This is a genomic window from Nocardia yamanashiensis (genome assembly GCF_021183565.1).
GTDB classification, from domain to species: Bacteria; Actinomycetota; Actinomycetes; order Mycobacteriales; family Mycobacteriaceae; genus Nocardia; species Nocardia yamanashiensis.
This window is the reverse complement of sequence record NZ_CP089226.1, coordinates 3825447-3838459: the sequence shown is the minus strand read 5'-3', so window position 1 is coordinate 3838459 and position 13013 is coordinate 3825447. Positions and strand designations below refer to the sequence as shown.

At 67.8% G+C, this 13013-nt stretch carries 7 protein-coding genes; 5 read left to right on the top strand and 2 right to left on the bottom strand.

Going from position 1 to position 13013, the window contains the following annotated elements; translation table 11 throughout:
- Nucleotides 1-34: 34 nt before the first annotated feature.
- From LTV02_RS18485 to LTV02_RS18475, 3 genes are read left to right on the top strand one after another with little or no spacing between them, the layout of a single operon-like run.
- Nucleotides 35-2326: a M48 family metalloprotease gene (locus LTV02_RS18485; protein WP_233041159.1), complete on the top strand. Its 2292-nt coding sequence runs from the start codon at nt 35-37 to the stop codon at nt 2324-2326.
- Entirely contained in the window at nt 2323-2676 is a 354-nt protein-coding gene (locus tag LTV02_RS18480; protein WP_233041158.1) for a hypothetical protein, read from the top strand. Before LTV02_RS18485 ends, LTV02_RS18480 begins: the two co-directional genes overlap by 4 nt.
- Before the next feature lie 16 nt (nt 2677-2692).
- Complete coding sequence (locus LTV02_RS18475) at nt 2693-4618, top strand: protein kinase domain-containing protein (protein ID WP_332909588.1); 1926 nt, start codon at nt 2693-2695, stop codon at nt 4616-4618.
- Here LTV02_RS18475 and LTV02_RS18470 read toward each other — a convergent pair whose 3' ends face one another.
- Nucleotides 4619-5293, bottom strand: a complete 675-nt coding sequence (locus LTV02_RS18470; RefSeq protein WP_233041157.1) for an antibiotic biosynthesis monooxygenase — start codon at nt 5291-5293, stop codon at nt 4619-4621.
- Between the two features lie 107 nt (nt 5294-5400).
- Nucleotides 5401-6279 carry a LysR family transcriptional regulator gene (locus tag LTV02_RS18465; protein ID WP_233041156.1) on the bottom strand — a complete coding sequence of 293 codons (879 nt, stop codon included), beginning with the start codon at nt 6277-6279 and terminating at the stop codon, nt 5401-5403.
- Between the two features lie 694 nt (nt 6280-6973).
- Between LTV02_RS18465 and LTV02_RS18460 the strand changes: the two genes are divergently transcribed.
- Together LTV02_RS18460 and LTV02_RS18455 are read left to right on the top strand one after the other, a co-directional pair.
- Nucleotides 6974-9583 carry a phosphoenolpyruvate synthase gene (locus LTV02_RS18460; protein ID WP_233041155.1) on the top strand — a complete coding sequence of 870 codons (2610 nt, stop codon included), beginning with the start codon at nt 6974-6976 and terminating at the stop codon, nt 9581-9583.
- Nucleotides 9580-13008 (top strand): AMP-binding protein, encoded by a 3429-nt coding sequence (locus LTV02_RS18455; RefSeq protein WP_233041154.1) that lies wholly within the window; start codon nt 9580-9582, stop codon nt 13006-13008. The genes LTV02_RS18460 and LTV02_RS18455 overlap by 4 nt, the downstream gene beginning before the upstream one ends.
- Nucleotides 13009-13013 lie beyond the last annotated feature (5 nt).

Below are 13013 nucleotides of genomic sequence, written 5' to 3'. Positions count from 1 at the left end.
TAAGCTGGAATCCGATCGCGCGGTAGGGGGCGAGGTGTCGGGCAGCTGGGCCGCATCGGTGCCGTATGAGCGGCTCGGATCGCAATGCCTTGAAGCGCTGCAAGGCAATTCGGATCCCGATGTCTATCTGATGGGCCTCGTGCGGCTTGCCTGGGACGGGCTCTCGGAGGTGATCGAACCGCGCTCGGGCGGCGGGGTCGTTCTCGGCGGCTCGCACGCTACCGAGGGTGCGCCGGTGTTGTCCGCCGACAGCGACGGACGGATCACGGTGGGGATGCCGCGACTGCGGGAGCTGTGCGTGCGGTCCCTCGACTGCGCGAAACAGTATCTGGCCCGGTATCGGCAGATGTGTTTCGAACCGCAGTATCCGCTGCGTGAAGTGACCGAGCTGGAGGGATTCGAGACCAGGCTGCTCACGCTGGTGGGCGCGGCGGCCGGTGGAACGGATCCCGATCGGCTGGTGCAGGCGATCGCTCGCGGGATGGCCGGCGCGGCATACGGAGAACTCACGCCGCCTGCCCCCGAACTGCTGTCGACGTGGGGAGCCGAGCGGGTGTGGGCGGACTCCGCGCCGGACTGGATGTTCGAAGCCGAGCTGGACTGGGCCTACCTCGCGCGGGTGCACCACCATCTGATCCTCAACGCCCTGATATTCGCCCTCTGTCACGAGTACGCCCATATCCGGCTGGGCCACCTCGACGGCATCGAGGAATCCGCCACGGCAACCCGATCCGACGAGATCGATGCCGATGCCTACGCGCTGAACATCTGTGCCGCATCAGGTTCGGTCGACCTGCGGGCGACCTTCCGGATCTTCCGGTTGATGCACGATGCCGACCCGGCGCCGGCCGGTAGCGCGCTGACGCATCCACATTCCACGGATCGGCTGCTCCTCCTCGGCACCGCGGCACAGCGGGCGATGACCGTGGCGGACCCGGCGCTCCGTGACGAGATCAACGGGCTGCTCGGCGCATTGCAGACTCGGTGGGGTTCGATGAACGACACCGATCGGCACCCGGCGGAGCTCTACCTGGCGAGCGATCTCGACGGTGCGATCATCGAGGCCCGCGTTGCCGAGGAGTTCGCCGGTACACCGACAATGGGCGAATACGACCGCATTCCGCGAGTGTGGGTCGATGCGCGAGCCGTCCTGCTCGACCCGGCATCGACGTCGGAACTGGTCGGCGCGAACGTTCTCATCCTGCTCCGGGGCACCGCGATGACGCAGATCGAGCACACCGATACGGGTGTCACCCTGACCAAGTACGTCGATCAACGAGTGCGAATACCGCCCGGCTGGCGAGATCGATGGCCGCAGGGGCGATTAGAGCTGCGTGAGCTGAGCAATTTCTGGGAAGAAGTCGTCGAATCCGGCAACTCCGACGCCCATTTCAGCGCACACCAGCCGATCCCGCTCACTGCGGATCAATTGCTGCGGCGGCCCGTCCTGTGGGACGCACCCGTCGAGGAAATACTGCCCGGCCTCACGCCCGAAAGTCCGGCGGCGGATGTGCCCGCGCTGCTGGACTTCGCGACGTGGTGCGATGAATACGAACGCGTCGACGACGCCCTGAGCCTGCGTATTCTCGCGATCGACCGGGACGCGACCGCGGTACCGGCGACGATCGCGTCCGCATTGATCAAATCCCTCACCGACATCGGGCAAGGCGACGAGGACGGGCTGTGGGCGCACGTGCTGGCGGCGGAGGTGGCCGCCACCTATTGGGAGGCCACCGGCATTCCGGTCGAATTCCTGCATCAGGCGTTGAGCGTCAAGGCGCTTTTCGATCAGCGCTGGCTCGACGCATTCGAACACGCCTTCGCCGAATCCTGCCTGTTCCAAGGCGATGACCATGTCGGCGAGCTGATGGTCGGCGTGTGCCAGACGATATCGGCGTTCGCCCCGCCCGACGATGACGCGGCTGCCGTCGTGCGATTCGTCGAAATGTACAGTCGTGCGGCGACCGGCTCGCGGCATAGGCGGCGTCGGGCTTTGCGGGAATGCCTCACACTCCTGAACGAGATAGCCTCGGGCGCACAGTATTTGTGCGTTCAGCAGTATCGAGCCGAGGTCTCGGCCGATCTGTTCGAGCTGGGCGATCGGCAGGCCGGGGAGTTCGCGCACGAGCTCTTCGATGCCATCATCGCCGAATTTCCCTGGTTCACACCGGCATACGCCCAGGCCTGCCATCTCATGCTGCTCCAGGGACGAACAGACGAGGCCCGGCATTATCTCGGACTGGCCGAGGACCGCGCCGTCATGCACGAACAAGTACGCCAAGCACGCCTGCACCTGATGCGTCGCACCGAACGAGAAGGAAAATGACGGATTCCATGGAATTGGTGTGGATCACCTCGCCGGAGCACCGCGACTCCACCGCCCGCGCCCTCACCGAGGCCGGCGCCGAGCTCAAGAAGCGGGCCGGCTTCGAGCCGATAACAACGCTGCTCGTGGTCGCCTCGGTGGGCGCGGTGGCGTCGGCATTGCGGTCGCTGTACGCCGACGCCCGCTACCGCGGTGTCCTCATCGATATGACGAAGTCGCCGGTCGAGGTTCGCGAGATGCCCGGCTGGGACCGCAACCAGGTACTCGTGATCACCGCCGCGGGTCCGCAGTTCCATCAATTCGCCGACGACGATCACCTGGACAAGCTGCTGGCGAGCCTGAAGCGGTAGCGCCGGAAACCTGCCGATGAACAGTCGGCTGGAGCGAGCGGGAGCGGGGATAACGGGGGCTGCGGCGCGGCGCGATACGCAGGTACGTGTACTGCGACGAAGGACGGCCATGGTCGGGACCGCTTGGGGGGAGGAGCGGGTGAACAGCGTGCTCAGGGCGGGGGAGGTGTTCGCCGGGTATCAGATACTCAGGAAGCTGGGCGCCGGGGGGATGGGGGCCGTTTATCAGGCTCGGGATCGGGATTTGCCGCGATTCGTGGCTTTGAAGTTGTTGACGGTGCCGGAGGATGGGGATCCGGAGCATCGGGTGCGGTTTCGGCGGGAGGCGGATGCTGTTGCGCGGCTGGAGCATCCGAATATCGTCACGGTTTATGCGCGGGGGGAGGAGCGGGGGCGGCTTTGGATCGCTATGACATTCGTGGATGGGAGTGATGTCGCGGTCGCTTTGCGGAATGGAGCGATGAATCCGGTTCGGGCGGTGCGGATTCTGGGGGAGACGGCGGCGGCGCTGGATCATGCGCATGAGAAGGGGATTCTGCATCGGGATGTGAAGCCGGGGAATATTCTGCTCACCGATGGGCGGGGCGAGCGGGCGCTGCTGACGGACTTCGGGATCGCGAAGACGATGGATGAGAGCCGGCAGTTGACTCGGCAGGGGGAGGTGCTGGCGAGTTTCCAGTATGCGGCGCCGGAGCGGTTGACCAAGGCTGGGCAGGGGGATCATCGCGGGGATGTGTATTCGCTGGGGTGCACGTTCTTTCACATGGTGACGGGGCAGTTGCCTTATCCGGGCGACAATGTTGGGCGGATCGTTTACGGGCATGCCTATCAGCCGGTTCCGATGGCTTCTCGGCAGAATCCGGCTCTGCCCACGGGATTCGACGAGGTGATCGCGCGCGCCATGGCGAAGGAACCGGAGCGGCGATTCGCGACGTGTAGCGAGTTCGCGCGGGCAGCGGAACAATCGCTGCGATTGCCTGGATCCGGTGCCTTCACACGGCTCCCGCGGACGGGGCCGAACCCGGCGATCGCAGGATCGCGGACCGGTCCACGCGCCACGACCGCGCGACCTCCGACCGGACCCAATGCCACGACGATGGGACCGGGAACCATCCCGCAGCGCCCGGTCACCGAGACGCGATTACTGACTCCACAGCCGTGGACCGCGCCGGTTCCACCAATCCCGCCACGGACCACGACCGGCAGGAATCGCGACGAACACGGCAGTCCCGGTGCGCCCAACGACGACCGTCCCCGCCGATGGTGGATCGTGGTGGCGCTCGGCATCGCGCTGGCATTGGTGCTCGTCGCCTATCAGCAGGTCGGGGCCCGCAGCGGTGGGACAGCCGCCACGACCACACCGCAGCCCCTGCCCTCCACGACCCAGCCGTCGCTGACCACCACCGCCGAGCCGGTGACCACCACCCCCGAACCACAGCCCACAACAACCGCGAAGCAGCCGACGACCACGACGACATCCGTTGCACCGCAGCCGGAGAAGGTCGAGATACCGGATGTCGTCGGCACCCTGTTCACGCAGGCGAAGGCGAAACTGGAGAAGCTGGGCTTCGTCGTCGTGCAGGCCGAGATCGCGGACAAGAGCGCGAAAGGGACTGTCGTATCCATCGATCCGGCCGCCGGAACCACCGCCACCGCCGGATCGAAGATCACGGTGTCGGTCTCCACCGGCCCGGCCGCGATCACCGTCAAGATGCCGGATCTGTTGGGTCTCACGCTCGCGCAGGCCGCCGCCGCGCTGAAAGAGAAGGGGATACAGAGCCAACCGCAGCAGACCGAGGTGATGGTCACCAATCCCACCCAGGTCGGCAAGATCGTCAGTCAGACTCCGGCGGCGGGCTCCGATGTCGCCACGGACGCGAATGTGGCTGTCGGAGTGGGCAAGCTGGTCAGGTCCAGCACCGTGCCCGTGCCGACTTCGTGATCAGCTGCGATCGGTCAGGCGGCGCAGGGTGAAGGGCTCGGCGAGGATTTCGTCGAGAATCGCGGAGACCTGCTTGAAATGCGGTAGCGAGAAATGGTTTTCGAGCGCCGCCTCGCTGGTCCACTCCTCGACGATGATCATCCGCCCGGGCCGGTTCGGATCGGTGTACGGGTGGTAGGCGAGGCACCCGTATTCGGCGAGCGACGGTTCGACCATCGCGTTCAGCGCATCGCGCAGGGTTTGTTCCTGGCCGGGTTCGGCGGTGAAGCCGGCGATCAGGGTGAGGGTGTGCTGGTCGGTGGCCAAGGGCACGTCGCCGGTGGATTTGCTGTAGCCGAGCGCTTCGATGATGCGCCCGTCGTGAATCCACATCAGGTTCACGCCCTCGACCCAGTCGTTCGCGCCCGGACCGAACCGGTACTGCCAGCGGATGGTGGCCCGGTCGCCGGCGATGATCACTTCCTGCGGGGTGAACTGGGAGGTCTGATCCAGTACCAGGGTCTGCCAGAACTTCAGGCAGGCCGCACCCCCTTCGACGCGTTCGCCGGTGGGGGCGGGCTGGACCGATTCCATGACGCACCCGTCGTCGACCAGATCGGTCAGCAGTTCGGGTGCCTGTTCCAGGAAGGCGCGATTGAAGAGGTCGATGACCTCGGCGGTGCTGCGGGTCGGCATGGGACATCCTCGGGAGTGGGGGAAGGGTGTCCTGCGATTCTGCGGGCGGCGGGAAGCGTTGGAAAACAACTCTTTTCGATGCCCGCCACAGGCCGCGGTTGTGCCGATCAGGACAGTGTGGCCTGGACCGCGCCCGCCAGCTCCGCGCTCAGCCGCTCCGGGGCGCTCGACGTCGAGACCACCGAGACGTCGATGGGCGGGGCGTCCGCGACCGGGATCACCCGCAGATTGCCGTCCACATAGCGACGGCCCATGGACGCGGGCGCCAGCCAGACGGCGCGCCGGCGAGCCGCCAGTATCGGTCCGTCCTCCACGTCGTGCACCGCGGGCGACGCGGCCGCGGCAGGCGGGCGCAGCGCGGTGCGCCAATACTGTTCGGCCCGGTCGGAAACGAAGATGGCGGGCAGCACCAGCGGTTCCGCCGCCAGATCGGCCAGCAGCAAGGATTCGCGATCGGCGAGCCGGTGCCCGGGAGACAGCGCCGCCACCCACGAATCGGTCCCGATCGGATCCTGCCGTAGCGCGGTGTCGGTCGGCAGCGGCGCCCACAGGAATCCGGCGTCCGCGCGCCCGGCTTCCAGGGTGCGCAGCCCGTCGGCGACGGTCCGCGCGCCGACCAGCTCCACCCGGGTGCCAGGCACCGCGGTCTCCAAGGCGTCGGCGACCCGGTTCATGAACAGCGCGGAAGCCCGCGGGCAGGCCACCACGCGCAGCGGTTCGCCGATCGCGTCGGCGGCCCGCACCTGCTCGGTGAGCGCGGACAATTCGGTGACGACCCGGCCGGCGCCCGCCGCCAGCACCTTCCCGGCGGCGGTGAGCTGTACGCCGCGCGAGTCGCGGACCAGCAGCGCCGCACCGATTTCCCGTTCCAGATTGCGGATCTGCGCCGACAGCGTCTGCTGGGTGATGTGCAGCCTTCCGGCCGCACGAGTGATGTTCCGCTCCGCGGCGACCGCCAGAAACGACTCCAGGAGCCGGGTGTTCACAACGCCCTCCCACACACCGGCGGTGAGACCAGCGCACTCACCGCATCGACCAGACCGAATACGGGTGTGTGCAACGCGGCGGCGGACCCGGTTGATTCCAGCGCGGTCGGTCACATGCCGATCGCGTACAGCAACCAGCCCATCCAAACGTCCTGAGGTGCACCGATCGCGTACTGGTAGGCGGCGTTGGCGATGCCGTTGACGAAGTTCACGGTCCGGTCCTTTCTCGTGCTGAAGCCCTGCCCGGTTGCTTGGACATCGGCCCCTGGACCGATGTCGTTACCGATCGGCTATCGAGGCGGCGGCCCGGGTGTCAATGGGTCGTGATCACCCGTCGCGCCGAGAGTGAATACCGCTGGCGGCAAGCGGGATTCGCTGGGGTGATGCATCATCGTCCAGGTACCGGCGGCGCACTCCGATAGCACCGATTTGCAGGATCACAAATCGAGGGCGGGGAATTCGCTGACCCAAAAAGTGTGGGCTGGTCACGTTGTGAAGTAGGAGTTATTCAGAGACTACCCCTCGATCTTGTCCAGCTCCCGTTGGGTGAGGTGTCCTGCGGTGGTTGCGGGCCGGGGGTGATGGGAGAGCTGTTTTGCGGGTATTGGGTCCATGGTCTGACGAGGCGGAGCTCGGCGCGCTGGGGGGTGGTAAAGCGCGGGGCTTGTATGCGATGCGGGACAACGGTTTTCAGGTGCCGGAGTGGGTGGCGCTGGGTAGCGACGTGTTCGATGCCTTCGCGGCCGGGAGCGGATTGGATACCGCGATAGCGGAATTCGCGCGCATCGACGATCCGGACACGGCCGTGGCGTACGCGGCGGAACTGCGGGCCGAAGTGACCGGTGCGCCGCTGCCGGACGCGGTGCGCGAACTGATCGGCGCCGCGTGTGAGCGGTTCGGAGACGATCCGATCGCGGTGCGCTCGTCGGTGAGCGCGGAGGACGGGGACGAGCATTCCTTCGCCGGGCAGTTCGAGAGCCATCTGGATGTGCGCGGCCTGGACTCGGTGATCGCGCGCGTGCGGGACTGCTGGGCTTCGGCTTTCGCCGAGCGGGCCGTGCGTTACGCGTTCGCGCGGGAGCTGCCGAGGGCGGGCGCGCCGGGAGTGGTGTTGCAGCGATTGGTCGCGGCGCGGGCCAGCGGCGTGCTGTTCACGGCCAATCCGACCAGTGGTGCGCGCGACGAGTTGGTGATCAGCGCCGTCTACGGGCTGGGTGAGGGTCTGGTTTCGGGGGCGGTGGACGCCGACACGGTGATCGTCGACAAGGACGGCGGCGCTGTGATCGAAATCATATTGGGGGACAAGGACATTCGATTCGATCCCAGCGGCGGCGAAGGACTGGTGCGGCGCGAGGTCGAGGCCGGCCGGCGCGGGGCCGCCGTGCTGACCGACGCCGAGATCGCGGAGCTGACCGAGCTGGGGCGCAAACTCGAAATCGACCGGGGCGCACCGCAGGACATCGAATGGGCCATCGATGACAATGGCGTGTGGCTGTTGCAGGCGCGGCCCATCACCACCCTGGCCGAACCGCTGCCCGGCGTCGAACTGCGCGGGGCGGGCGAGGAGATTCCCGCTGGGGCGGTGCGTATCTGGGACAACTCGAACATCATCGAGAGCTTCAGCGGCATCACCTCGCCGCTGACCTACACCGTCGCGGCCGAGATCTACGGCCGGGTGTATCGCGGTTACGCGCAGTCGCTGCGGGTGCCGGACGAACAGGTGCGGCAGACCGACGAGTGGACGCCGTGGCTGCTGGGCAGTTTCCACGGGCGGGTGTACTACAACCTGCTGCACTGGTATCGGATGGTCGGCATCGCGCCCGGGTATCCGCTCAATCGCAAGGTCCTGGAAGCCGCGCTCGGCGTGGGTGAACCCCTCGCAGACGATATCGCGAAGACGCTGCGGCCCTTCACCTTCCGCAGTACCCCGGCGCGCCTGCGCTCGCGGGCGATCACCACCGTCACCTATCTGCGGCGGATCGCCGGCATCGACGCCATGATGGAGAAGTTCGCCGCCGAGTTCTATCGCGTCTACGACGAATACGACACCCTCGACTACACCACGCTCACCGGCGAAGAGGCGTATCGCGCCTACCGGGAAGTGGATCGTGACCTGGTGGAACGCTGGGGTCCGATGATGGTGCTGGACGCCATGCTGCTGACCCTGATGGGCGTGCTGTTCGGGCTGACCAAGGCGTTCCTGCCCAAGGCCCCGGAATCGTTCATGTACGCGGTGATGGGCCCGGGCGCGGATGTGGAATCGGCCGAACCCGCGCGCGCCATGACCGAACTGGCGCACCTGGTGCGCGCCGACGCCGCACTGACCGAACTGGTGAATTCGACCGCGCCGGAACAGATCTACGCCGCCCTGCGCGCGGGTGATCACCCCGAGTTCCTGGCGGCGGTGGATCGCTATATCGAACGCTACGGCTACCGCAGCCTCGACGAGCTGAAGCTGGAAACCCCGGACCTGCACGAGGATCCGGCCAGCCTGTTCATCATGCTGCGCAGCGCGTCGAGCCGGGTGGGCGACACCGTGAGCGCCGGACGCGGCGGCGAGGCCGACGAATACCTCGACGCCAACCTGAGCGGCATTCGCCGCCGCATCTACGATCGGGTGCGCGCCAAGACCTCTCGCGCCGCCGCGCACCGCGAGAGCCTGCGATTCTGCCGCACCCGCGCCTTCGGCATGGTGAAACGCATGATCCGGGTGATGGGCCGGGACCTGGTGGCGCGCGGGGTGCTGGATGACTTCTCCGACGTTTTCCAGCTGACCGTGCAAGAATTGCGCAGCTGCTACGAAGGCGGCGACACCGCGGCGCTGCGGGAAGTGGTCGCGGCTCGAAAGAGCCTGCGGGCCAGGGACTCCGGATTGGTGGCGCCCGCGCGCTTCACCACCGTGGGACCCGGCCTCGGTCGCGCCGAACTGGCCGCGCAGGGCTGGGTGCCGATCACCGGCACCGAAGCCGCGGCGGTCGGTGACGTACTGCCGGGGACGCCGTCGGCCGCCGGAGTGGTCGAAGGCGTGGCGGTGGTCGTGGACGAACCCCTCGATGTGGCGGGCGGGATCCTCGTCGCCTACCGCACCGATCCGGGCTGGGTGGCAGCGCTGCCCTCGGCGTCCGCGCTGGTCATCGAGCGGGGCAGCCCGCTCACCCACGTGGCCATCGTGGCCCGCGAACTGGGTGTGCCGACGGTGGTGCAGGTGCCCGACGTGACCCGGCGCATCCGGACCGGAATGCGCATACGAGTCGATGGAGCCGGCGGCACGGTGACCGTGTTGCCGGAAGGAGATGCCGCGTGAACGACAGCGTCGATCCCGTTGCGGCGGTGCGTGGTTGGCTGACCGCGCCCGCGGCCGACGCGGGAATCCATCTGGCCGACGAAGCCGACGGCTGGGAGTACCGGGGGTATCCGGAACTGGCCGGGCAGGCGTGGTCGATCGCCGGGCTGCTGCGCGCCGGTGGGCTGGGCAGCGGCGACGGGGCGTGCGTGATCATGCCGACCGGGTTCCCGTGCTTCGCGGCGTTCTATGCCGTGTGGGCGTGCGGCGGGGTGTTCACGCCGGTCGCGCCGCCCATGTTCGGGGACATGGACCAGATCGTGGCGCATATCGCGGGGATTCTGCGGCAGGCCGCGCCGAAACTGGTGGTGACCGCGCCGGAGTTCGAATCGTTCGTGCGGCGGGCGGTGGCTGAGGCCGGGCGCACGGATGAGCCGCTGGTGATCGACGCGGCGAACCTGCCGCCCGCCCCGGAGGTCCGGGAGCTGGGTGCGGTGTCCGAAGTCGCACTGCTGCAATTCACTTCGGGATCCTCGGGTGCGCCGCGCGGGGTGAAGGTGAGCTGGGGGAACCTGGCCGACAACATCGGGCTGATCACCCGGCATATCGATCTGCGGCCCGGCGAGACCATCGTGTCGTGGCTGCCGCTCTACCACGATATGGGGCTGATCGGCGCGTTCCTGAACGCCGTCACCAATCAGTGCGGGCTGTACATCATGCGGCCCGATCAGTTCGTGCGTGATCCCGCGCGCTGGTTGCGGGCCATGGCGCACGCCCAGCACGGGCCGTCGCCGTCGTTCGCGCTCGGATACGCGGCGCACCGGGTGCGGCCGGAGGAGATCGCCGACCTGGACCTGTCGGGCTGGCGGTCGCTGGTCATCGGCTCCGAACCCGTCGAGCTGGCGGACCTGCAAGCCTTCGCGGAACTCACCGGTCGGCAGGGCTTTTCGATGAACGCCTATACGCTCGCCTACGGACTGGCCGAAGCGACGCTGATGGTGAGCTCCTCGCGTCGCGAGCAGCCGATCACCGCGCTGCGACTCGACAACCCGAATCTGCGCTTCGGACAACCGGTTCCGGTGCTGGAGCAGGCGATACTCGACGACAAGCACCGCGTCGAAGGTGCGGGATGGATTACCGGCCTCGGCTATTCGACGCCGGAGTCCCAAGTCGTCGTGGTCGACGACGAAGGCCGCGAGCTGCCCGACGGCGTCCTGGGCGAGATGGTCGTGCTCGGTGATTCCGTGGCGCTCGGCTACTCCGGCGAACCCGGCCCGGGCTCCACCACCCGCTTCGCCGACGACCGGGTGTACACCGGAGACTCCGGATTCCTCTACAACGGTGAGGTTTTCGTCCTCGGCCGGATGGGCACCAGCCTGAAGGTGCGTGGCCGCTCGGTCTTCATGGAAGACATCGAATCCCGCGTAGCCCAGGAAACCGGCCTCACCAAGGGCAAACTCGCCGCCGTCGGCATCTCCGAAGCCGGTGTCCAAGGCGTCGCCCTCTTCGCCGAAACCACCCCCGGGGACTGGATCGCCGAGGCCCGCAAAATCATTCGCGGCCACCTCGGCCCCGCCCAGACCGTCCAGATCGTCACCGGCCCCCGCGGCCTCATCCGCCGCACCTCCAGCGGAAAACCCCGCCGCCGCCACATGTGGCAGCTGCTGCGCGACGGGGAGCTGACCGGCGCGGTCGTCCACGAGACAGACAAGCTGGTAACCGAAGCGACCGAGCAGGGCGCGCCACAGTTGGCAGAGCAGGCCACGCCCCACCTCGGTATGCCGATCGAGCGCGTTCGCCGATTGTTCGAAGCCGCCGCCCAAGCGGTGTCGATCCCGTCCGGCGCGGCCGTGCTCTTCGAAGGCTCCCTCGCCGAGGGCTTCGGCAATGCCGGATCCGACATCGACTTCCTCGTGGTGACAGACGGCGACGAAGACGCGCCGACCATGCCGACCGTGCTTTTCGCCGACGGCCGCCGCGTCGAGGTCCGCAGCCGCTCGGCAGCACAGATCCGCACGCAGTTCGCGCAGGTGGCATCAGCCCCCGACGAGGACTCCCTGAACCGCTGCCAGCGCTTCCTCCGCGCCACGGTGGTCCAGGCCGGCGAGGTCGATATCGACGGTCTCCGCAACCTGATCCCCTACCCGGATTTCAGCACGAAGACCGCGGATTGGTGGGCGCTCCGCGCCGCCCAGGCCCTGCGCTACGCCATCGCCCTCCGCGCCCTCGGCGAGGACGAAGAAGCCTTCGACTGGGCCGCCGACGGCCTGCGCCAGGGCATGAAGAGCTGGGCGGCCCGCCAGGGCGAGACCTACATCGAGTCGAAATGGCTACCCCGCCAGCTCGACCGAATCGGCGCGCACGAGCTGATCGACCGCTTCCAGGAACTCGCAGCCGCGGCGATCACGCTATCGGCCGACGAGACCGCCGCCGCGCAACGCTACTGGACGCAGCTGCTGGAGCTGGCCGCAGAACTCGGTGTGCCCGGGATCGCGGATGACGCGCATCAGGTCGTGTTCGCGCGGCGGGCGGGAGTCACCACCTGGGCGATCGGCGGGCGGCTGCACGTATTGCGGGACGATCAGGACGTTTTCGTACTGTCGGACGAGGCGGCGCGGGCGTGGCGGCAGGTGGTGTTCCGGCATTCGGTGCGGGACGTGCTCGCGCGAAGTTCGCAGGACATCAGGGCCGAGCTGGCGGAGTTCGTCAGGCTCGGGTTCGTCGGGTTGCAGTGGCGGGGCGCGGAAGTCATCGAGCCCGCGCTGGCGATGCTGAAGCCGGTGCGGCCGCAGACGCCGGTGGCGAGTCCGGCTGCTCCGGGGCTCGGGTTGACCGGGCTGGTGCGGGACGGGGCGATCGCGACCTTGGCGGCGTTGCCGGCCAAGCGGTTCACCGAGTGCGGGCTGAACCTGGTGTGGTCCAACATTGTGCTGGAGAACGCCAGGGAGGACCTGGTGGGGGCGGTCAAGGACGGGCAGGGCGGGGTCGCGGATATTGCGGCGCACCGGCTTTTGATGATGAGCGTGCGGGTGTTGCTGTCCGCGTTCGGGGTCAGCCCGTTGCCGGGGGATGTGGCGCCGGGGCGGACCGTGGTGCGATTGCTGCCCGCTCATACGCCGGAGCGAGGGGAACTGCTGGCCGGGCTGGAATCGGTGCGGCGGGTGCGGTTCTCGGAGTTGATCGCGGAGGGGGACCCCCTCGAAGGACTGGCGGTACTCGACGACTTCGTGGCCCTGGTGCGGCGGGTCGCGGGGGAGCCGCGCTCCACCGGGGAGTTCCCGGCTTCGTTCGACTCTCGCGAGCAATGGCAGCGCACGCTGGCCATCGGCTACGACTGGCTGCGGCTCGCGGGCTATCTGGATACCGATGTACCGCTGGACGAGGCGCGTGACCTGCTCGCCAGCGGTGGACAGCAGCCGCATCTGCGGGAAAGCGAGCAGTCATGACAGGG